The sequence below is a fragment of the Ruegeria sp. ABV4_181 genome, assembly GCF_056158465.1.
Genome location: NZ_JBSWTI010000002.1, coordinates 3,414,630 through 3,435,022, shown reverse-complemented (window position 1 = coordinate 3,435,022; position 20,393 = coordinate 3,414,630). Strand labels below are relative to the sequence as shown.

General features: G+C 62.2%; 20 protein-coding genes. 15 read left to right on the top strand and 5 right to left on the bottom strand.

The features are described 5' to 3' along the window. Positions 1-105: 105 nt before the first annotated feature. The 3 genes from puuE (at position 106) to ACXAC3_RS17080 (ending at position 3,496) form a co-directional block, all read left to right on the top strand. Positions 106-1,524, top strand: a complete 1,419-nt coding sequence (gene puuE / locus ACXAC3_RS17090; protein ID WP_475162672.1) for an allantoinase PuuE — start codon at positions 106-108, stop codon at positions 1,522-1,524. Then, on the top strand, positions 1,521-2,006 hold the full coding sequence (locus ACXAC3_RS17085) for an ureidoglycolate lyase (RefSeq protein WP_475162670.1): 486 nt from the start codon (positions 1,521-1,523) through the stop codon (positions 2,004-2,006). Before puuE ends, ACXAC3_RS17085 begins: the two co-directional genes overlap by 4 nt. A gap of 62 nt (positions 2,007-2,068) precedes the next feature. Next, a complete protein-coding gene (locus ACXAC3_RS17080; protein WP_475162665.1) occupies positions 2,069-3,496 on the top strand; it encodes a nucleobase:cation symporter-2 family protein in 1,428 nt (475 codons plus the stop codon). Between the two features lie 37 nt (positions 3,497-3,533). Here ACXAC3_RS17080 and ACXAC3_RS17075 read toward each other — a convergent pair whose 3' ends face one another. The 3 genes from ACXAC3_RS17075 to ACXAC3_RS17065 all read right to left on the bottom strand — a co-directional run bounded on the left by ACXAC3_RS17075 (position 3,534) and on the right by ACXAC3_RS17065 (position 5,821). Then, positions 3,534-4,520 (bottom strand): type I glyceraldehyde-3-phosphate dehydrogenase, encoded by a 987-nt coding sequence (locus ACXAC3_RS17075; protein ID WP_475162664.1) that lies wholly within the window; start codon positions 4,518-4,520, stop codon positions 3,534-3,536. Positions 4,521-4,574: 54 nt separating this feature from the next. Continuing rightward, positions 4,575-4,898 (bottom strand): hypothetical protein, encoded by a 324-nt coding sequence (locus ACXAC3_RS17070; RefSeq protein WP_475162660.1) that lies wholly within the window; start codon positions 4,896-4,898, stop codon positions 4,575-4,577. Positions 4,899-4,987: 89 nt separating this feature from the next. Then, positions 4,988-5,821 carry a bifunctional allantoicase/(S)-ureidoglycine aminohydrolase gene (locus tag ACXAC3_RS17065; protein WP_475162658.1) on the bottom strand — a complete coding sequence of 278 codons (834 nt, stop codon included), beginning with the start codon at positions 5,819-5,821 and terminating at the stop codon, positions 4,988-4,990. Positions 5,822-5,996: 175 nt separating this feature from the next. On the opposite strand from ACXAC3_RS17065, the gene ACXAC3_RS17060 reads away from it, so the two are divergent. Next, positions 5,997-6,353: a hypothetical protein gene (locus ACXAC3_RS17060; RefSeq protein WP_475162656.1), complete on the top strand. Its 357-nt coding sequence runs from the start codon at positions 5,997-5,999 to the stop codon at positions 6,351-6,353. Between the two features lie 7 nt (positions 6,354-6,360). Here the strand turns inward: ACXAC3_RS17060 and ACXAC3_RS17055 are convergent, their stop codons facing one another. Beyond that, positions 6,361-7,296 carry a 2-hydroxyacid dehydrogenase gene (locus tag ACXAC3_RS17055; RefSeq protein WP_475162653.1) on the bottom strand — a complete coding sequence of 312 codons (936 nt, stop codon included), beginning with the start codon at positions 7,294-7,296 and terminating at the stop codon, positions 6,361-6,363. Between the two features lie 131 nt (positions 7,297-7,427). Between ACXAC3_RS17055 and ACXAC3_RS17050 the strand changes: the two genes are divergently transcribed. The 4 genes from ACXAC3_RS17050 to ACXAC3_RS17035 all read left to right on the top strand — a co-directional run bounded on the left by ACXAC3_RS17050 (position 7,428) and on the right by ACXAC3_RS17035 (position 11,087). Then, the gene (locus tag ACXAC3_RS17050; protein WP_475162649.1) at positions 7,428-8,663 is read left to right on the top strand and encodes an acyl-CoA dehydrogenase family protein; all 1,236 of its coding nucleotides are present in this window, start codon (positions 7,428-7,430) and stop codon (positions 8,661-8,663) included. Between the two features lie 7 nt (positions 8,664-8,670). Beyond that, positions 8,671-9,471 (top strand): thioesterase family protein, encoded by an 801-nt coding sequence (locus ACXAC3_RS17045; RefSeq protein WP_475162647.1) that lies wholly within the window; start codon positions 8,671-8,673, stop codon positions 9,469-9,471. A gap of 84 nt (positions 9,472-9,555) precedes the next feature. Beyond that, positions 9,556-10,191, top strand: coding sequence for a DUF1007 family protein (locus tag ACXAC3_RS17040; RefSeq protein WP_475162646.1), 636 nt, complete (start codon positions 9,556-9,558; stop codon positions 10,189-10,191). Next, on the top strand, positions 10,176-11,087 hold the full coding sequence (locus ACXAC3_RS17035) for a nickel/cobalt transporter (RefSeq protein WP_475162644.1): 912 nt from the start codon (positions 10,176-10,178) through the stop codon (positions 11,085-11,087). The genes ACXAC3_RS17040 and ACXAC3_RS17035 overlap by 16 nt, the downstream gene beginning before the upstream one ends. On the opposite strand, the gene truA is transcribed toward ACXAC3_RS17035, so the two are convergent. Next, positions 11,084-11,851: a tRNA pseudouridine(38-40) synthase TruA gene (gene truA, locus ACXAC3_RS17030; RefSeq protein WP_475162641.1), complete on the bottom strand. Its 768-nt coding sequence runs from the start codon at positions 11,849-11,851 to the stop codon at positions 11,084-11,086. The two genes, ACXAC3_RS17035 and truA, sit on opposite strands and share 4 nt — an antisense overlap. 107 nt (positions 11,852-11,958) lie before the next feature. On the opposite strand from truA, the gene ACXAC3_RS17025 reads away from it, so the two are divergent. The 7 genes from ACXAC3_RS17025 (at position 11,959) to ACXAC3_RS16995 (ending at position 20,273) form a co-directional block, all read left to right on the top strand. Beyond that, complete coding sequence (locus ACXAC3_RS17025) at positions 11,959-13,371, top strand: YcjX family GTP-binding protein (protein WP_475162638.1); 1,413 nt, start codon at positions 11,959-11,961, stop codon at positions 13,369-13,371. Continuing rightward, a complete protein-coding gene (locus ACXAC3_RS17020; protein WP_475162635.1) occupies positions 13,368-13,823 on the top strand; it encodes an N-acetyltransferase family protein in 456 nt (151 codons plus the stop codon). Before ACXAC3_RS17025 ends, ACXAC3_RS17020 begins: the two co-directional genes overlap by 4 nt. Continuing rightward, a complete protein-coding gene (locus ACXAC3_RS17015; protein WP_475162632.1) occupies positions 13,816-14,805 on the top strand; it encodes a YcjF family protein in 990 nt (329 codons plus the stop codon). Before ACXAC3_RS17020 ends, ACXAC3_RS17015 begins: the two co-directional genes overlap by 8 nt. Positions 14,806-14,859: 54 nt before the next feature. Then, positions 14,860-15,570: a VIT1/CCC1 transporter family protein gene (locus ACXAC3_RS17010; protein ID WP_475162628.1), complete on the top strand. Its 711-nt coding sequence runs from the start codon at positions 14,860-14,862 to the stop codon at positions 15,568-15,570. Between the two features lie 92 nt (positions 15,571-15,662). Beyond that, the gene (locus tag ACXAC3_RS17005; RefSeq protein WP_475162626.1) at positions 15,663-16,970 is read left to right on the top strand and encodes an SDR family oxidoreductase; all 1,308 of its coding nucleotides are present in this window, start codon (positions 15,663-15,665) and stop codon (positions 16,968-16,970) included. Continuing rightward, entirely contained in the window at positions 16,967-17,449 is a 483-nt protein-coding gene (locus ACXAC3_RS17000; RefSeq protein WP_475162624.1) for a DUF2269 family protein, read from the top strand. The genes ACXAC3_RS17005 and ACXAC3_RS17000 overlap by 4 nt, the downstream gene beginning before the upstream one ends. Positions 17,450-17,546: 97 nt before the next feature. Further along, entirely contained in the window at positions 17,547-20,273 is a 2,727-nt protein-coding gene (locus ACXAC3_RS16995) for a DUF2339 domain-containing protein (protein ID WP_475162621.1), read from the top strand. The last annotated feature ends 120 nt before the right edge of the window (positions 20,274-20,393 follow it).

Here is a 20,393-nt window from a genome sequence, read left to right as displayed (position 1 = left end):
AAATGCCGAAAGAACCGGAAACAGCGTTCGGATTAGTTTGATAATCCTGCCCCCGTTTCTGCGCTAAAGCATAGGTATACGCACCAGATCAAGACGGAAGACAGCATGCAGCCCCCTCGATACCCCCGCGACATGATCGGATACGGAGCCAATCCGCCGGATGCCAAATGGCCCGGTGGCGCGAAACTGGCCGTTCAAATCGTGCTGAACTACGAAGAGGGCGGCGAGAATTGCGTGCTGCATGGCGATGCCGCGTCCGAGGCGTTCCTGTCCGAGATCGTCGGCGCGGCGCAGTGGCCCGGCCAGCGCCATTGGAACATGGAGTCAATTTATGAATACGGATCGCGCGCCGGGTTCTGGCGATTGCATCGGTTGATGCAGGACCTGCCGATTACCGTCTACGGTGTGGCAACCGCGCTGGCCCGGTCCCCCGATCAGGTTGCGGCGATGAAGGACGCAGGCTGGGAGATCGCAAGCCACGGGCTGAAATGGGTCGAACACAAGGATATGCCCGAAGACGAAGAGCGCGCGCAGATCGCCGAGGCCATCCGCCTGCACAGCGAGGTCGTGGGCGAACGCCCGCGCGGGTGGTATACCGGGCGCTGTTCCGAGAACACCGTGCGGCTGGTCGCGGAGGAGGGCGGTTTCGCTTACGTGGCCGACACCTATGCGGATGATTTGCCTTATTGGACGAACACCGCAGGCCGGGATCAACTGATCGTGCCCTATACGCTGGATTGCAACGACATGCGATTTGCCACGCCGCAGGGGTTCAACTCCGGCGATCAGTTCTATTCCTACCTCAAAGACAGTTTCGATGCGCTTTATGCAGAAGGCGAGGCAGGTGTGCCCAAAATGTTGTCGATCGGTCTTCATTGCCGCCTGATCGGGCGTCCCGGTCGCGTGATGGCGCTGAAGCGGTTTCTGGATTACGCACGCGGTTTCTCGGATGTGTGGTTCGCTACCCGGCTGCAAATTGCGCAACACTGGGCGGACCAGCATCCGCCGGCCCGGCATCCGCAGCCTTCCCGAATGGAGCGTGACGCCTTCGTCTCGGCCTATGGCAGCATCTTTGAGCATTCCGCATGGATTGCAGAACGGGCTTACGATCTGGAGCTGGGTCCGGCACATGACACGGCGGGCGGTCTGCACAACGCACTGACGCGCATGTTCCGCTCGGCCTCGCAAGCGGAACGGCTGGGCGTGCTGACGGCGCACCCGGACTTGGCGGGAAAGCTGGCGCAGGCCAGGCGGTTGACGCAGGAAAGCACGTCCGAGCAGGCCTCGGCCGGGTTGGACGCGCTGACGGATGACGAGCGAGCGGCCTTCACCGAGCTGAACCAGCGCTATACCGAGAAATTCGGGTTTCCGTTCATCATCGCCGTGCGCGACCACGACAAGGCCTCGATTCTGCAGGCTTTTCAGCGGCGGATAGAGCAGGACCGCGAGACGGAATTTGCCGAAGCCTGTCGTCAGGTCGAACGCATTGCCGAATTCCGCCTGCGGGATCTGTTGCCGTCATGACCCGCCGGATCGTGACTTCCCCCCTGACCGCGCAGGCGTTTGCACCGTTTGGCGACGTGATTGAGGGTGTCGGCGATCCGGACAGGATCATCAATCAGGGCCAGTGCGGTCGCTTTCACGACCGTGCGCAGCTGGATTTCTCGGACGGACGCGCCGGGATCAGCCTGTTCAACGCGAACCCGCGCGCATTGCCCTACGAACTGGAGATGGTCGAGCGCCACCCCGCGGGCAGCCAGGCCTTCATTCCGATGACGCACCAGCCTTTTCTGGTCATCGTCGCCCCTGATATCAGCGGGCAGCCGGGCGATCCGGTGGCATTTGTTACCGCGCCCGGCCAGGCGGTGAATTATCACCGCGGAACCTGGCATGGGGTTCTGACACCTCTGCACGGTCCGGGCCTGTTTGCCGTCGTCGACCGGATCGGAGACGGCGCCAATCTTGAAGAATATTGGTTCGACACGCCCTATCAGGTGGTGTCGTGACCGTAGAAGCCGCGGGATAAGCGGCAAGACCCCCGTGAATTTGACAGAGAGGACAGTAACTCATGGCTGACACTTCCATAGGGACCCCAGAACAGCTTCGGGACCCGAATTTTACTCCGCCCCTGCACAAGGCGGTTCCGCTGGGCATTCAACACGTCCTGGCGATGTTTGTCTCGAACGTGACGCCGGCGATCATTGTTGCTGGCGCGGCGGGTTTTGGGTTCGGATCGAACTCGCCCGATTTTCCGGAATTGCTGTATCTGATCCAGATGTCGATGCTGTTCGCGGGCGTGGCGACCCTGTTGCAGACCGTGACGGTCGGCCCGGTTGGCGCGGCGCTGCCGATTGTGCAGGGGACCAGCTTTGCGTTTCTGCCGATCATGATCCCGCTTGTTGCGGGCAAAGGCGTCGACGGTCTGGCGGCGCTGTTCGGCGGCGTGATCCTCGGCGGGGTGTTTCACGCGCTGCTGGGCACCGTAATCGGCAAAATCCGGTTTGCCTTGCCACCGCTGGTCACGGGCCTTGTGGTCACGATGATCGGTCTGGCGCTGGTCAAGGTGGGCATTCAGTACGCCGCCGGCGGAGTACCGGCAATCGGCACACCGGAATACGGGTCCGCGCTGAACTGGTCGGCCGCACTGGTGGTCATCGTCGTCACGCTTGGCCTGAAATTCTTTACCCGCGGAATGCTCTCGGTCTCTGCGGTGCTGATCGGTCTGGCCGTCGGCTATGTCTATGCACTGATGGTCGGCATGATCACATTCGAGGCCATCGGCACAAGCTGGAGCCGGGCTTCGGCATTCGCGCTTCCGGTTCCCTTCAAATACGGGTTCGAGTTCTCGTTCGCGGCGATCATCGGCTTCTGCCTCATGGCGTTTGTGTCGGCCGTTGAAACCGTCGGCGATGTCTCTGGTGTCACCAAGGGCGGCGCCGGGCGCGAAGCCACTGACAAAGAGATTTCCGGCGCGACCTATGCGGACGGCTTTGGCTCGGCGCTGGCCGGGATTTTCGGCGGGCTTCCGAACACGTCGTTCAGCCAGAATGTCGGCCTGATCGCGATGACCGGCGTCATGAGCCGCAACGTCGTAACCATCGGCGCATTGTTCCTGATCCTGTGTGGGCTGGTGCCCAAGGTCGGAGCGATCATCCGCACCGTCCCGATCGAGGTTCTGGGCGGCGGTGTGATCGTCATGTTCGGCATGGTGGTCGCGGCGGGTGTGTCGATGCTGTCCGATGTCGACTGGAACCGGCGCAACATGGTGGTGTTTGCAATCTCGCTGTCGATCGGATTTGGCCTGCAACTGGAACCTGATGCGGTACAGCACCTGCCGGATACGCTGGGCATACTGATGAAAAGCGGCCTGCTGCCTGCGGCCCTGATCGCCATCGTGCTGAACCTGATCCTGCCCCATGAACTGGCGGGTGAAGCGACCGAGGAAGTTTCGGGCGGCATGTCCGGGCACGGGTCCGGCAGCCTGCCGGGCGAATAAAGACCAAGGATGCGGATCGCAGTTTGCTGCGGTCCGCTCAGCCGTTGGCCATCAGGCGGGCAACATCCAGCATGCGCGCGGAAAAGCCCCATTCATTGTCGTACCAGCCAAAGACGCGGACCTGATGTTCGCCAACCATGCGTGTCTCGGGGCCTGCAATCACCAGAGATTCCGGGCGTGTGCGCAAGTCCGACGAGACTAATGGGTGATCCGTCCACCCCAGTACGCCGGATTGTTGGACGGCAGAACGCAGTTCCGTGTCAAACTTGTCAGCGGGCATGCCACGCTCCAGCGATACAACCAGATCCACGGCCGAGACACTGGCCGTTGGCACACGGACAGCCGCGCCCGAGATCCGGCCCGCCAGGTGGGGCATAACCTCGTCGATCAGATGCGTGGCGCTGGTGGTGGTTGGCACCATGGACAGCGCCCCGGCCCGCGACCGGGCCAGATCACCGCGCGGCGCGTCAATCATGGGCTGGCTGTTGGTGTAGCAATGAATGGTTGTCATATGGGCCGAAGCGATGCCGCCTATCCGGTCCAACACCTTGACCAGAGGCGCAAGCCCGTTGGTCGTGCAGGAGGCGTTCGACACGATCCGCGCGTTGCCGAGCTGATCTTCGTTGGCACCCAGCACGATGGTGACTTCGGTTGCCGGCGAGGGGCCCGAGATCAGCACTTTGCCCGCCCCGGCGGTCAGGCCCTGACTGGCCACGTCCGATGTACGCGCAACCCCAGTGCAATCCATCAGAACATCGACGCCAGACAGATCCACCCGCGTCAGGTCTGCGCTGTGCGTCATGGGAATCGGATGGCCGTTGATTACGATCGTGTTTTCGCCCGCATCGACCGTTCCGGGATAGGGGCCGAATGTGCTGTCGTATTTGAAAAGATAGGCGCAGGTTTCAAGCGGTGCGATGTCGTTGATCAGCACCAGCTCGATATCCGAACCCTGCGGCAAGGCCAGAATTTGCCGCAGGATCGTGCGGCCGATACGGCCGAATCCGTTGATCGCAAGTTTCATGCGTTAGCTATGGCAGCGGGATGCGCCGACCTCAATGCCCGTTTCGACCCCGCGTCAGTTGCAGCTGACCTGCGAGAAGAACTGACCCGAGATGTTCTGATACATGCTGGCGACGATGGGCCTGCACCCGGTTGCTGCCTGAATGGCCGCGATGGCCTGAATGGTGCGCAGCCGGGGCGGCGGGCCAAAGGGGTTCAGGTTGTTGTTGTCACGGGTGGCGCGATACACGACCGGGGCGTCCGAAACCTGCGTGACAGCCCATGTGCGGCTCATGACGAACACCGATTTGGTTTCTTCCCTGGCGCCAACAGGTGTTGCCTCAAACGCCGTCAGGCCAATTATCGCTGCCAGTGCCAGTAGTGATCCGCGCCGTACCATTGAACAATCTCCAGTGCTAAAAACAGGTGTTATTTCACCAGATTCAGGCGCTTCTGTGAACCCCTGCACCGGAAAAAGCTGAATCCTCGTCAGCGTTTAGCCAACGTCAGGGGCATGTGCCTGTTCACATCCTTATAAAGCAGATAGCGGAACCGCCCCGGCCCGCCAGCATAGCAGGCTTGCGGGCAGAACGCGCGCAGCCACATGTAATCGCCGGCCTCAACTTCGACCCAATCCTGATTGAGCCGGTAGACTGCCTTGCCCTCCAACACGTAAAGCCCGTGTTCCATCACATGAGTTTCGGCAAACGGGATAACGCCACCAGGTTCGAAATTGACGATGTTGACATGCATGTCGTGACGCAGGTCCTGCGGGTCGGCGAAGCGGGTCGTGGACCAGCGGCCCTGGGTTCCCGGCATCTCGATGGGTTCAACGTCGGTTTCGTTGGTGATGATCGGATCGGGGGCGGGCAGGCCGGGAACAGCCTCATACGCCTTGCGGACCCAATGGAACCGGGCTGTCGTGTCACCGCGGTTGTGCAGCGTCCAGTCGGATCCGGGCGGGATATAGGCGTATCCGCCGGTGTCCAGGACGTGGGCGTTTCCGTCCAGCGTCAGCGTTACCGCGCCTTCGACCACAAACAGCACGCCCTGCGCCTGCGCGTCGGTTTCGGGGCGGTCGCTGCCGCCGCCGGGCTGAACTTCCATGATGTACTGGGAAAACGTCTCGGCAAATCCGCTGAGCGGCCGGGACAACACCCAAAGGCGGGTGCCCTCCCAGAACGGCAGATAGCTGGTGACGATGTCGCGCATCGTCCCTTTGGGAATCACCGCATAGGCATCGGTGAACATCGCACGGTCGGTCAAAAGGTGGTCCTGACCGGGATGTCCGCCGGTGGGCGCGTAATAGGTCGGGTGTGCCATATAAAGCCTCTGATTGATCTTTTGGGCACTATGCGGGGATTGATCCACCGGTCCTAGCGCCCGAGTCGCAATAGGTTTGTTCGGGATAATTTGAAGGTCGCCTGACAGGGCTTGGCCACCGTTCGCGGCCAGTATAGTCTTGAATGCAAATCTATTTCAGCAAGGCGAGGCGACCATGAAAGCCTGGATTTCTTCCGCAATTACGGCTGTGGCCATTTTGGGCACAGCGACAGCCGTTCCGGCCAAGCCGATTTCCCGAATCATCGCAGAGATGGGGCTGAGCCCGGACGATTTCAAAGTGGTGAATGCGACCGCCGATGCGATGCTGGCCGGCGGTGCGCCGCAGGCGGGACAGGAACGGGCGTGGGAAAACGAAGAAAGCGGATCAAAGGGTACGATCCGGGTGCGCGATGTGCGTGACAATTGCGTGCATCTGCAACACTTCATTCAGCCCGAAGGATCTGATCAGACGCGTGAGGTCAGAACGCGCAGATGCCGTGATGCCAGCGGCAACTGGATCCTGACACCCTGATCGGGGGTCAATAGCCGCGAACGCGGTCCACCTCATGCAGTAGGGGCGATCCGGCATTCAGCCGCCGGAAATTCTCGCCCACATCTGCCAGAGCCTCGCCCAGATGCCACCCGGACACATGCGGTGTGATCGTGACACCCGGATGGGTCCAGAGGGGGCTGTCTGACGGCAGCGGTTCCCTTGATGTGACATCCAGAACCGCGTGCCCCGGCGCGCCGCTGTTCAGCGCATTGATCAAGGCGCCCTCGTCAATCAGGTCACCGCGACCGGCGTTCAGCAACTGACTGCCGGGTTTCATCGCCGACAGCATCCCTGCATCGAACAACCCGGTTGTCTGAGGGGTCGATGGCAGGATCGCGCAGACATGGTCGCACTGGCCCAGCATTTCCGGCAACGCCGCATCGCCGTGCAGACAGGTGACGCCTTCGATCTGTTTGGGCGACCGGCTCCAGCCCATCACCTGAAACCCGACCGCGCGCAGCATCCCGGCGCTGCGTGCACCGATATGGCCCAGACCCAGCACGCCGACAACGGTAGCCGGCGAAAACCCCGGCGCTTTGGGCCGCCATTCCGCACGCCTCTGGGCGGCCTCGTGAAAGGCCATATGCCTCTGATGGCGCAGGATATAGGCCACAAACCATTCGGCGATTCCCTGCGCCGGGGCGTCCGGTTTCAGCCGCGTCACGCGCACATGCGCGGGCAGGTTGGGGTTGCTGACAATCGTTTCAACCCCGGCACCCAGCTTTTGCACCAGTTGCAGGTTCGGCAGGCGCTTTGGGTGATCGTCGCGCAGACCGACCACAGCGACCATCGTGATTTCGGCCGGATCGCCCATCGTTTCCGGGGTCCGGACATCTGCGCCGGGGTAAAGCCGCCGAACGTCGCGGGCAATGTCGTCGTCACTGATCCAGTCGGACAGCCCGGTTTCAATCAACAACGCCATATTCACGCGCTCCCCGCTATTTCATTTTGATTGTATTGACGTCCCGTCACCCAACTGGACATCGTGATGGCAGCTAAGTCATTCTCATGCCAAAGGTAAAGCCCGACCGCCGGGTCTGAGGAGGAAAATCCATGAACATGTCATTCGGCCTGCGCGATGAAAACCGCGAAACGCTGAAACGTGTGGTCGATATGATCCGCGACGAAATCATGCCGCTGGAAGACGAATACCAGGCCGAGGTGCAAAAGGGCGACCGCTGGCAATACACCGCGCGGCAGGCGGAAATCCTGGAAGGGCTGAAGGCCAGGGCCAAGGCCGCAGGTCTGTGGAATTTCTGGCTGACCGACAGCGAGCGGGGTCTGGGCCTGACCACTGTCGAATACGCCTATTTCGCAGAGGAAATGGGAAAGACGCCGCTTGGGGCCGAGGTGTTCAACTGCTCTGCTCCGGATACCGGCAACATGGAAGTGTTCGAGCGTTACGGCACCCCGAAGATGCAGGAAGAGTGGCTGAAGCCCCTGTTGAACGGCGAAATCCGCTCGGCCTATCTGATGACCGAACCGGATGTCGCGTCGTCGGATGCCACGAATGTTTCGCTCTCCTGCATCCGCGACGGCGACAGCTATGTTCTGAACGGCGAGAAATGGTGGGCGTCCGGCGCCGGTGACCCGCGCTGCAAGGTCTATATCGTGATGGTGAAAACCGCTGGCGAAGAGCAGCCCAAGCACAAGCGTCAGTCGATGATCGTTGTGCCTGCGGAAACGCCGGGGATCGAGATTTTGCGCCCGATGGAGGTTTATGGCCACGACGACGCGCCGCACGGGCATATGCATATCCGGTTTACAGATGTGCGGGTGCCGGCCGAAAACATCCTTCTGGGCGAAGGGCGCGGATTCGAGATCGCGCAGGGCCGTCTTGGGCCGGGCCGTATCCATCACTGCATGCGCGCCATCGGGCAGGCCGAGGTCGCGCTGGAGCGGATGTGCAAGCGCGCGATGCAGCGCGAAGCCTTCGGCAAGAAGCTGGCGCAGCTTGGGGCCAACTACGACATCATCGCCGAATGCCGGATGGAGATCGAGATGGCCCGCCTGCTGTGCCTCAAGGCTGCCTGGTACATGGATCAGGGCGATGCGCGGGCGGCAGCCCCGTGGATCAGCCAGATCAAGGTTATCGCGCCCCGGGTGGCGCTGAAGGTGATCGACGAGGCCGTTCAGATGTATGGCGGGCAGGGGATCAGTCAGGATACACCGCTGGCTGCGGCATGGACGCATGTTCGCACCCTTAGGCTGGCAGATGGCCCGGACGCGGTTCACCGCCGTCAGGTCGCACGGGCAGAGCTGAAGAAACACACGCAGGAACAGGTCTGATCCAAATATGACCGACGATCTTGGCCAGATGGCCTATTTCCACTTGCGCCCGGATGGCGCGTTTGTCGGCAACGACCCTGCGCGGGGGCCATGGTCGGTCGACCATTGCCACGCGGGACCGGTCAGCGGGCTGATCGTTCGGGCTGCGGAAACCGAGGTTGGGCCGGACAAGATGCTGACCCGGCTGACGGTTGACCTGTTGCGCCCGCTGCCGTTGGCCGGCCTGCGCGTTGCGGCCGAGACCACGCGCCATACCAAAACGCTGGCCACCACACGGGTCACTGTACATGATCTGGACGACACGCTGTGCGCCGTCGCCACAACAATGCATCTGGCGCGCCGGGATCTTGGCGCTGTTCCAACCGTCTCGCTCCGTTCGCCGCGGTTCGAGGATACCGTGACCGGCCCGTTCCCGATTGGTGAGACACGTCACAACCTGCCGGGCTTCGCGGATCATTCCGAGGTGCTTTACCCGAAAGGCGGCAATCAGGGTCCTGGTCCCAAAACGGTGTGGATGCGAACACCGACGCTGCTTGAGGGTGAGGCGCAGTCGCCGATTCAGGCGCTTTGCCCGCTGGCCGATTGCGGCAACGGAATTTCATGGAACGCCCCGACCACCGAGATGGGGTTCATGAATACCGATCTGACTGTGCAGGTCCATCGGGAACCGGTTTCTTTGTGGCTGGCCTCGGATTCGGTCTGTCACTGGCAACCTTCGGGGATCGGGATGTCGCAATCGGTACTATTCGATACCGAAGGCCCGGTCGCAACAGCCTTGCAGACATTGGTTCTGTTTCCGCCGGGCTGATTGTTGGCCGGAATCTGCACGCGCCCCTCGAAACGCATTGCCGGGGGCAGGCCGGCATCCTATCTTTCGCCCATGCGTTGGCTTTTGACCCTTTTGACCTGTTGCCTGCCGATCCCGGCTGTGGCGCACCCGCATGTCTTCATCGACACCGGGCTGGACTTTGTTGTCGATGACGCGGGCCGGTTGACCCATGTACGCGTGACCTGGGCCTATGATGAGTTTTACTCGCTTCTGGTTCTTGAGGACATGAAGCTGGATCAGGACGCTGACGGTATCCTGACGGAAAGCGAACAGCAGTTTCTGGCCGGTTTCGATGCACAATGGGTCGAAGGCTATAACGGCGATCTGGTTGTCTTTTCGGATGGCACGCCTGTACCCCTGTCAGGCCCGACCGAAGCTGTGGCGACCACCGAGGACGGGCGGATCGTGACCAGCCACCTGCGCGCGGTCGAAGGCGGGGCGGTTCCCGCCTCGGCGCTGACCGCAAAAGCCTATGACGAAAGCTATTACACCGCTTACGAAGTCACGCGGCCGGTCACCGTCTCGGGGTCTTCGACGTGTCAGATCAACCGGATCGAGCCCGACATCGATGGCCAGCTGGCGCAGATGCAGGCCTTTCTGCTGACGCTGGATGCCGATTACGACCTTGAGGAAAACGACATTCCGATGGTCGGTGAAAACTTTGCGACCGAGATCCGAGTCTCATGTCCAGATACCTGATTGTTCCGGTCGCCATCGCCATTGGTCTGTTGCTGTGGTTCTGGGGCAGCGGCGGGTTTGATCACCTTGCCGCGTGGGCCGCGGGCGAGCAGCGGGAGTTTCAGAACCAGATCGCCCGGTCCCTGCGCGCCGCCCGCGCGCAACAGCCCGAGGCAGTCGCAACTTTGCTAACGGTCTGTTTTGCCTATGGCTTTTTCCATGCCATAGGCCCCGGCCACGGCAAGGTTCTGATCGGCGGTTACGGGCTGGGCCGAAAGGTCGCGTTTCTGCGCCTGTCCGCCATCAGCGTCCTGTCCAGTCTGGGGCAGGCGGTCACCGCCGTCGTGCTGGTCTATGCCGGTGTTCTGGTGTTCCAGATGTCCCGCGAAAGACTTGTGGGTACGACCGAGCAGGTCATGGCCCCCGTCAGCTATGGGGCCATTGCCGCGATTGGTTTGTGGCTGGTGTTCCGGTCCATTCGCAGCTTCGCGAAACGTCATCGCAGTCAGGCCGCGCATCACCATCATGATCATCATCACGGTCACGAGTCCTGCGCTGAATGTGGTCATCGCCACGGCCCGACCGCAGATGAGGTGGCGCAGGTCGGCAGTTTGCGCGAGGCTGCGCTGCTGATCGCTGGTATCGCTGCGCGTCCCTGCACCGGAGCGCTGTTTGTCCTGATCCTGACATGGCAAATGGGCATTGCGATGGTCGGCATCGCCGGCGCGTTTGCCATGGCGCTGGGTACGGCGACCGTCACGACACTGGTCGGCTGGACATCTTTCGGGTTGCGCGGCGGGCTGCTGGCCTCAGCCTCGGCCACGCGGTTTGCCTCGGTTCTTGCGCCGACGATCGAACTGGTTGCGGGTCTGCTGATCGCCGTAATCGCCAGTGGTCTGCTGCTGCGCGCGCTCTAGTCGAAGACCGGATCAGGATAGGCGACGCGCGCCAGATACAGCCCCTGCGGCGGACAAACCGGCCCGCAGGCCGACCTGTCAGCAGCCTCAAGCGCAACGCGTACATCATCGGGCGTCCAGGCGCCTGCGCCGACCCGTTCCAGTGTTCCGACGAAGCTGCGCACCTGATTGTGCAGGAACGACCGCGCGCGGACATGGAAATGCACTTCGGGGCCGGAAAAACCCTCGACCTGCTCAACCCGCAACTCGTCCAGCGTTTTCACCGGACTGGCGGCCTGACAGATGGATGACCGGAAGGTGGTGAAGTCGTGCCGCCCGACCAGCATATCAGCGCCTGCCTGCATCGCATCTAGGTCGAGCCGGTGGTTGATCCGCCAGACCTGACCCGCGTCATGGGTTGCCGGTGCGCGGCGCATCAGGATGCGGAAAAGGTATTGCCGTTCCAGCGCCGAAAACCGCGCGTGCCAGTCGTCGTCAACGCGCGCTGCCTTGACGATGGCCACCGGTTGCGGCTTGAGGTGGTAATTCAGCGCTTCGGACAGGCGAAACGGGTCCCATTCCCGATCCATGTCGCAATGCGCAACCTGTCCCAGCGCATGAACGCCGGCATCGGTCCGGCCGGCGGCGGCGATCGTGTGCTCTCCGGGTTGAATGCGTGACAGGGCCTGTTCGATGGCCCCCTGAACGGATGGCAGGTCCTTTTGCCGCTGCCAACCGGCAAACGGCTCCCCTTGGTATTCGACTTTCAGCGCGTATCTGGGCATGGGCTGCTGGTAGCGCGCCGCGCGAAGGTGGGCAAGGGTTGGAAAGCGCTGGTATGTCCGGCGACCTCTACCTATCTTGAGCGAAACGAAAAAAGCGGGGCGGCGGTTTGGTCATCTCAACTCTGGCAGACAGTCTTATTCGTGGTGTCGAATCCGTCGGTGATCGCGTGTCCGAGGCGCTGTTCGAGCCGGTCATACGGCTGGGTGTCACCGGATTGGCGCGGTCCGGCAAGACGGTGTTTATCACGTCTTTGGTCGCGAACCTGTTGGATCGCGGGCGGATGCCGGGACTTGTCGCGCAGCAGGAAGGGCGGATCAACGCCGTCTACCTGCAACCGCAGCCCGACGATACGGTGCCGCGTTTCGACTATGAAAACCATCTGGCGGCGCTGACCGGACCACACCCCCATTGGCCGGACAGCACCCGCGCGGTGTCGGAACTGCGCCTGTCCTTCAAGGTTCGTCCTGCGGGTCTGCTGTCTGGTCTGCAGGGACCGCGGACCATCCATCTGGATATCGTGGACTATCCGGGCGAGTGGCTGCTGGATCTGGCCTTGCTGGACAAATCCTATGAGGTCTGGTCCCGCGAAACGCTGGAGCGTATCGGCGGGCGCGGCGAAGCGTCAGAATTTCTTGCGCAGGTCAAAACCGTCGCACCAGACAGCACACATGATGAGCCGACCGCGCAAAACCTTGCCAAAGCGTTTGCCCTGTACCTGAACACGGCCCGCGATGCCGGGTTCTACGACTGCACACCGGGGCGATTTTTGCTGCCCGGCGATCTGGCAGGTTCGCCAGTTCTGACCTTTGCGCCCTTGCCGGTTGATGGCCCCGCGCCCCGGCGCAGCCTGCACCGCGAGATGGCACGGCGGTACGAGGCGTATAAATCGCAGGTTGTAAAACCGTTCTTTCGCGATCACTTTGCCCGGATCGACCGGCAGGTGGTTCTGGTTGACGCGCTGGGCGCGATCCACAAAGGACCGCAGGCTGTCGAGGATATGCGCCGCGCGATGGCCGATATCCTGTCGGCCTTCCGCCCCGGGCGCAACGCCTGGCTCAGCCAGTTGCTGCTGGGCAAGCGGGTCGAGCGTATCCTGTTTGCCGCCACCAAGGCCGATCACCTGCACCACACGCAACATCCACGCCTGACCCACATAATGGAGGCCCTGACCCGCGACGCCCGCGATCGCGCCAGTTTTGCAGGGGCGGAAACGGCAGCATTGTCGCTGGCGGCCTTGCGGGCTACGACTGAAGAAACCCGCACTCATGACGGTGTCGAACTGCCCTGCGTGCGCGGCACTTTGCTGGACGGCAAACAGGCGGCCTTCTATCCCGGTGACCTGCCCGAAGACCCCGCGCATCTGTTGGGGCCTGCGCGCAACGGGGCGGAAAGCTGGCTGGACAAGGACTTCGGGTTCATGGCCTTCGCCCCCGCCCATCTGACCTTGCGCCCGGGTGATGGCCCGCCGCATATTCGACTGGACCGCGCCACTCAGTTCCTGATCGGAGACCGCCTGTGACAGTGACGCTTCGCCCCGCCCGCAGCACCGACGCCGGCACGACCGGAGAAATCCTGCACGGGTTTTCCCGCGAAAACGACTGGATGCCCGAATTGCATTCACGGGCCGAAACCATCGCTTTCTGCGGCTGGATGATTGATCAGGGCTGGGTCACTGTGGCTGAGACCGAGGGCGGCGTTGTGGGTTTTCTGGCGCTCAACGGGTCCGAAATCCATTCCTTGTACCTGACGCCGGCGGCCTGCGGTCAGGGGATCGGACAGCGCCTGCTGGACACCGCCAAAACCCGCCGGGAACAGCTGTCACTGTTTGCGTTTCAGTCCAACCCGGGTGCGTGCCGGTTCTACGAACGCAACGGTTTCTCCGAAGTGGCCCGCAGCGACGGTGCGGACAATGATGAAAACCTTCCCGACATAAAATATGTCTGGAACCGGAAAGGGGTGGCTGATGGCTAAAGGTCCGGTACTGATCGATCTCGACGCCGAAGAACCTGCTGCGGACGTGGCGCAGGCGCCGCCTGTTCCGGACATCGCGCAGCCGCAAGGGCAGGCGATGCAGGGCGCGGCCCGTTTGGCCGCGCGCAGACCTTCGGCTCTGGCGCGCTGGTTCTGGGGGCTGGCCCTGGCGGTTATCGGCGCGGTTGTTTCTGTGGCGGCGTGGGACTTTGTCACTTCGCTGCTGCTGCGGGCGCCGATACTGGGCTGGATTGTGACCGGATTGCTTGGCGCGCTGGTTCTGGTCGCGCTGATCATTGCCCTGCGCGAACTCGCTGCTATCGGTCGCCTGTCCCGCGTGGACGGGATGCGCCGCGCCGCGGATGCCGCGCTGGCCGAGGCTGATCTGGCGCAGGCGCGCGCGGTCACCACCCGTTTGATCGCCTTCTACAAAGGGCGCGAGGAAACCCGTTGGGGTCGCGATCGGCTGGCTGAACGGATGGGGGAGCAGTTCGACGCCTCGGGTCTTTTGACTCTGGCCGAGGATGAGCTGCTCGCCCCGCTTGATGCCGCGGCCAGCCGCGAAGTCGAAGCGGCCGCGCGCCAGGTGGCGACCGTGACCGCGCTGGTGCCGCTGGCCTTGGCGGATGTGGCCACGGCGCTGGCGGCTTCGCTGCGGATGATCCGGAAGATCGCCGAAATCTATGGCGGACGCGCGGGCTTCCTTGGCGGCTGGCGGCTGACGCGGGCGGTCTTTGTCCATCTGGTGGCAACCGGTGCCGTGGCGGTGGGCGACGACTTGCTGGAGCCGGTACTGGGCGGCTCGGTCCTCAGCAAACTGTCCCGCCGCTTTGGCGAGGGGTTGGTCAACGGCGCGCTGAGCGCGCGGGTAGGTGTGGCCGCGATGGAAGTATGCCGCCCAATACCATTTTCCGAACGTCACAGGCCGTCGACGCGCGGGGTGATCAAACGGGCGCTGGGCGGATTGTTTTCGAAGTCTTGACCTGACGCAAGGCGCTGCGGTCCTGTGATGGGCATATAGGGGTCGGAGCCAGCCATGACAGATCACGGACACAGCCAGCAGGAAATCGCCGCACGGATCAACGCGCCCCCGGGTCGGGGCGTGCTGCGGGATGTGGTTTACGGTGGCATCGACGGCTCGGTCACGACCTTTGCCATCGTTGCCGGCGTGGCGGGGGCTGGTCTGTCTCCGTTTGTCATTGTCGCGCTGGGTTTGGCGAATGTGCTGGCTGACGGGTTTTCGATGGCGGCGGGAAATTACTCGGGCACCAAGGCCGAACTGGACAACATCCGCCGCATTCGCGCCATCGAAGAGCGTCACATATCCCTTTACCCCGACGGTGAACGCCGCGAGGTTCGCGAAATTCTGACGCAGAAGGGCCTGTCGGGCAGCGTTCTGGAAGAAGCCACCGATGCGATTACCGCCAACCACGACAACTGGATCAACCTGATGATCGAGGGCGAATATGGGCTGGGCAGCGTCGATCCCCATCCGATCAGGGCCGCGGCCGCGACGTTTTTTGCCTTTCTCGTGGCCGGTCTGGTCCCGCTGTTACCGTTCCTGTTCTCGGTTGACCGGGCCTTTGCCGTTTCGGCCTGGATGACCATGGGCGTGTTCTTTGCCATCGGCGCGCTGAAAAGCAGGTGGTCGTTGTCGCCCTGGTGGCGATCCGGGCTTGAAACGCTGCTTATCGGCGGCGCGGCAGCTCTGATTGCGTACCTTGTTGGGTCTCTGTTTCACCCCTAGCGACTAAGATTGTCGCAGGGCATGTCGTTAAGCTGGCTCTTGCCGTATCAGCGGCTAGGCTGAGGCAAACGAAACAGGTGAATGTAAAACCATTGAGGCTGTCGGGGAAAAACATACTGGTACTAGGAGCTTATGGCTTTATCGGTGCGGCAGTCACGCGCGCGCTTCAGGCCGAGGGCGCGCATGTCTCCGCTTTTGTACGAAATGCCGGCACGGCGGCGCGGGTCCTGCCGGGCGCGATTCCGGTGCAGGGTGATCTTAGGTCCTGCCAGACAGCCGAAGATTGGCTGGGCACCTTGTCCGGGGTCGACTTTGTCGTCAACTGCGCGGGTGCGTTGCAGGATGGTCCGTCCGATGACCTTGAGGCCGTTCACCACATCGCAATTGCAGCGTTGGGCCGCGCCTGTGCGCAAAAACAAGTCGCTGTCATACAGATATCGGCGATCGGCGCGACCGGAAATGCCGCGACGGATTTCATGCGCACCAAGGCTGCAGGAGACGCCGCGTTGCAGGCTTGTGGAATCCCGCTTTGGATATTCAGGCCCGGATTGGTTATCGGGCAATCCGATTATGGCGGGACCGCGCTGTTGCGCATGCTGTCAGCAATTCCGCTGGTCCAGCCTGTCGCATTTCCGCAATCTCCGGTCCAATGTGTCGGAATGCAGGACCTGTGCCGCGCTGTTGCCGCGGCAGTTGCCGGAGAGCTACCGCAAGGTTCCTATGATCTGGTCGAAGACGAACCGGCCTCTTTGGCCAGCGTTCTGGCGCAGACGCGCCAATGGATGGGTTTCCCGGCTGCGCGGTTCACTCTGACCGTTCCGGCGGTGGTGACGGGTGCTGTCGCCCGGTGTGCCGATGGGTTGGGCCAACTAGGATGGCGGTCGCCCCTGCGCAGCACTGCGATGACGGTCATGGCATCCGGCGTGGTCGGAGACCCCGAACCCTATCGATCTGCCACTGGTCACTCGCTCACACCCTTGCCACAGGTATATGCCGGCCTGACCTGCTCGCGAGAGCATAGGCTGACGGCCCGGATTTCCCTTTTGATGCCTTTGGTTGTTGCGGTGCTGAGCGTTTTCTGGGTTCTCTCGGGCCTTTTTGGCCTGACAGGGTTTGAACAGGCCGCAGCGGTTCTGACCAGCGCCGGATGGGCTGCCGGAGTTGCCAGCGCAAGCGTCCTGTTCTGGTCGACCGTCGATATTGCGCTGGGTCTTTGCATTCTGCGGCGACCCTGGGCTGCACGCGCTTGTCTGGCACAGGTTGGTGTTGCTCTGTTTTATCTGATCGCCGCAAGTGTCGCTGTGCCGGATCTTTGGCTGGATCCGCTGGGTCCACTCACCAAAATCCTGCCGGCATTGACCCTGTCGCTTGTGGCCTGGCCAACGTTGCAAAGCCGATGACCGATCCTGACCTAATCCTGCGTTGGTTGCATGTGATCGGGGCCTGCGTTCTGCTCGGCACTGGCGCGGGGATCGCGTTTTTTATGCTGATCGCGCATCGCTCCGGCGATCCGCGCTTTATTGCGCAAACTGCCGCGACAGTAGTTCTGGCCGATCTGGTGTTCACGGCGACGGCAGTAATCTTGCAGCCGGTTACCGGGGCGTTGCTTGCATGGCGGCTGGGGTGGTCGCTGGGCGAGGGGTGGATACTGGTATCACTGGCGCTTTTTGCCCTGGCCGGAATTTTCTGGCTGCCGGTCGTATGGATACAAATCAGATTACGGGATCTGGCGCGGGCGGCTGCGGATCGCGAAGCTGCTTTGCCGGCAGCATACTACCGATTGTTTCGTAATTGGTTTGCCTGTGGATTTCCGGCCTTTGCATCGGTTTTGGTCATAATCTGGCTGATGATCGCCCGGCCGGTGTTTGATGTGATCTAGCAACAACCCGGCAAAGCCCTGAAATTGCCAAGATTCCGGACTGTTACCACCTGCAAGCCTCGGGTAGCCTGACGAGAAAACCGCCCCGGAGGCCACATTGGAATCTCTGCTTGTTCTTGTCGGATTGATTGTGCTGGCGATTCCAGTAGCTGTGATAGTTCTGCTCGTCGGCCATCTCCGTCTGCGGCGCAGGGTTGAACAGCTAGAGCAGCACATCCGGTCCGCTGGGGGTGACATTCCGGCGGCGCAAAAGGCACCAACGCGGTCCGGGCCGCCAAAACCCACCGTTTTGCCCGCCAAAAAAACCGCCCCCGCACCATGGTCAACCGCCAAAGAGCTGCAATCGGATGTAACACCCGACGACACGCAATCGGTGTCAGAATCGCCGCAATCCCCACCCGCTGCGGTTGTCTTCCGCGAGGATCGCCTTGCCGCCCTGACCACCTGGCTGCGCGAAAACTGGTTTTATGCGGTCTCGGCCCTGTCGCTGGCGCTGGCAGGGATATTCCTTGTTCAGTATGGCGTTGAAAACGGGTTATTGCCCCCGTCCGCGCGCGTGACCGCGGCCTTGATTTTTGGCGCGGCGCTGATTTGCGCAGGGGAGATCATCCGGCGCAGATTTGGTGACGACGAAAGCTCGGCCACGGCGTACCTGCCGTCGGTATTTTCCGGGGCCGGTCTGGTCACGCTGTTCGGCGGAATTCTGGCAGCCCGGCAGCTTTACGATCTGATCGGGCCAGAGGTCGCGTTGGCCGCAATGGTTGCGGTGGCGCTTTTGGCTTTGGTCCTGGGGTGGTTTCACGGTCCCCTGCTGGCCGCGGTCGGCCTGATCGGAGCCTTTGCGGCGCCTTTTGCCGTTGGCGGAGCTTCGGATAACCCAAGCTGGCTCTATGCGTATTTCTTTGTCATCGCCGTGCTTGGTCTGGGGATCGACACGGTGCAGCGCTGGGCGTGGATATCGGTCCTGACACTGTTCGGGGCCTATACCGCGTGCCTGCTGCTGGTGCTTTCGTCGCCACTGACCGAACCGGGATACCTGACCTGTGTCACCGCGCTGGCCGCGATTGCCATCGCCATTCCGGACCGGAGAATCTGGCCCGATCACGCGGGACCAATGATCGCTGAAATCACTGGACGAAAGAAAGGTGACCCTTGGCCTGAGTTTCCGACACGGCTGGCCTTCGGTTCGGTGGCCGTCAGTTCGGCGATCCTGTCCCTGCACTGGCCGGATTCCGCAGGTGAGTTCTGGCTGGGCGTTACTTTGCTGTCGGGGCTGACGCTCGCTTTGATCTTGTGGGCCAAGGATGCTGTGGCTTTGCAGGACGCAACCGTTTTACCGGCCCTTGGTCTCATCTGGTTCGTCCTGATCCAAGGACTGGATGGCGGTGCGGTCCTGCGCCAGTTCGCAGAAACCTATGCTGAGACACCAGAGGCCGATTACCCCTGGACCGTCACCGCCTTGACGGCGCTTGGGGCCGTGGTTTCGGTACTGGCGGCGTGGCGGTCGATGCATGCGTCCCGGTACGCGGCGGTTTGGGCCGCTGGCGCGGCGATCTTCGCACCCGCCCTCGCCATCGGGCTGGAGCTTGGCTGGCGCCCCGCCACGGTGATCGGAGCGTATCCCTGGGCGCTGCACGCTGTTGCCCTGGGCGTTCTGATGGTCGTCTTTGCCGAGCGGTTTGCGCGCGTCGATGGCGACAACCGGATGCGCCCTGCGCTGGCCACGCTGTCGGCGCTGTCCTGTCTGAGTTTTGCCTGCGTCATCGTGCTCAGTTCCTCGGCGCTGACCATCGCTTTGGTCGTGATGGTCGTTGTAGCCGCAGCGCTGGATCGCAAATTCACCTTGCCTCCGATGAGTTGGTTTATCTGGACCGGCGTATTCACCGTCACCGCGCGGCTGGTCCTGAATCCGGGTCTGGTCTGGGCCAGCCTGGCCCCAGTGACCGAGATGACGTTGGTTTATGGCGCGGCAACCCTTGGGTTCCTGACGGGATGGCTGTTACTCAGGCCGCTTTACCGGCCGGTTGCGACGTTGTTGCTGGAAAGCGCAGCCTGGGCGACCGGAGGCATTTTGCTGTCATTGCTGCTGGAACGCTGGCTGCAGAGTTTCGGCGACGGCAACGCAACCAACAGCCATTGGGGCTTGGGTCTGCTGGCAATCATCTGGTTGCTGCTGGCCTTCGCGCAGGTTCAGCGGTTCGAATTGGGAGGAAAGCTGAACTACGCCCGGTACCTGCTGGCGGCGTTCTTTGCCGGCCACGGGCTCTGGCGACTGGCGCAGGCGCTGTTTGAAGCGAACCCGCTGTTCAACCCCCTGTCACCACCGGTACTGGGTGCACCTGTGATCAACACGCTGGCGGTGGCCTATTTGCTGCCTGCGGTCGCAATCGCGTTCTCGGTCTGGCGCATACGCGCGACGCCAACCTGGCTGAGACGGGGCAGTTATGCAGCAGCCTGCGCTCTGGCCGTGTTTTGGCTGGGCCTGATGATCCGCCATGTCTGGCAGGGGGCAGCAGGCATGTACGCAGAGAACGGTGTGACGCAGCCCGAGCTTTACACCTATACCATGGTCCTGCTGGGGATCGGCGCTGCATTGTTCTATCAGTCGCTGGCGCGCCAGTCAGATCTTATGCGCAAGGCCGGGTTGGCGGTGATCGGTCTGGCGGTCGCCAAGGTGTTTCTGATCGATATCTCGGGTCTGGGCGGTCTGATCCGGGTGTTCTCTCTGCTGGCGCTGGGGCTGGGGCTGGCCGGTCTGGCCTGGCTGAACCGCTGGGCGAAACTGCGCCATTCGCCACAGGGGTCAGAACCACTGGACCATTAGGCGCGGGCGTCCTATAAGCCCGCCATGCATGACCGTTCGGCCATCATTATTCGAATTATATCCCCGGCGCTCTAACCTCCTGAGACGCCGGGCAAAGGTGCTTGAGATATCGCACTGACC

What these genes read in the sequence shown, in the direction of transcription:
- ACXAC3_RS17010 (WP_475162628.1), top strand. Translation starts at nt 14,860, where the DNA reads ATGACAGATCACGGACACAGCCAGCAGGAAATCGCCGCACGGATCAAC.
- ACXAC3_RS17015 (WP_475162632.1), top strand. Translation starts at nt 13,816, where the DNA reads ATGGCTAAAGGTCCGGTACTGATCGATCTCGACGCCGAAGAACCTGCT.
- ACXAC3_RS17055 (WP_475162653.1), bottom strand. Translation starts at nt 7,296, where the DNA reads ATGGCGTTGTTGATTGAAACCGGGCTGTCCGACTGGATCAGTGACGAC.
- ACXAC3_RS17070 (WP_475162660.1), bottom strand. Translation starts at nt 4,898, where the DNA reads ATGGTACGGCGCGGATCACTACTGGCACTGGCAGCGATAATTGGCCTG.
- ACXAC3_RS17050 (WP_475162649.1), top strand. Translation starts at nt 7,428, where the DNA reads ATGAACATGTCATTCGGCCTGCGCGATGAAAACCGCGAAACGCTGAAA.
- ACXAC3_RS17045 (WP_475162647.1), top strand. Translation starts at nt 8,671, where the DNA reads ATGACCGACGATCTTGGCCAGATGGCCTATTTCCACTTGCGCCCGGAT.
- ACXAC3_RS17085 (WP_475162670.1), top strand. Translation starts at nt 1,521, where the DNA reads ATGACCCGCCGGATCGTGACTTCCCCCCTGACCGCGCAGGCGTTTGCA.
- ACXAC3_RS17080 (WP_475162665.1), top strand. Translation starts at nt 2,069, where the DNA reads ATGGCTGACACTTCCATAGGGACCCCAGAACAGCTTCGGGACCCGAAT.
- ACXAC3_RS17000 (WP_475162624.1), top strand. Translation starts at nt 16,967, where the DNA reads ATGACCGATCCTGACCTAATCCTGCGTTGGTTGCATGTGATCGGGGCC.
- ACXAC3_RS17035 (WP_475162644.1), top strand. Translation starts at nt 10,176, where the DNA reads ATGTCCAGATACCTGATTGTTCCGGTCGCCATCGCCATTGGTCTGTTG.
- ACXAC3_RS17065 (WP_475162658.1), bottom strand. Translation starts at nt 5,821, where the DNA reads ATGGCACACCCGACCTATTACGCGCCCACCGGCGGACATCCCGGTCAG.
- truA (WP_475162641.1), bottom strand. Translation starts at nt 11,851, where the DNA reads ATGCCCAGATACGCGCTGAAAGTCGAATACCAAGGGGAGCCGTTTGCC.
- puuE (WP_475162672.1), top strand. Translation starts at nt 106, where the DNA reads ATGCAGCCCCCTCGATACCCCCGCGACATGATCGGATACGGAGCCAAT.
- ACXAC3_RS17060 (WP_475162656.1), top strand. Translation starts at nt 5,997, where the DNA reads ATGAAAGCCTGGATTTCTTCCGCAATTACGGCTGTGGCCATTTTGGGC.
- ACXAC3_RS17075 (WP_475162664.1), bottom strand. Translation starts at nt 4,520, where the DNA reads ATGAAACTTGCGATCAACGGATTCGGCCGTATCGGCCGCACGATCCTG.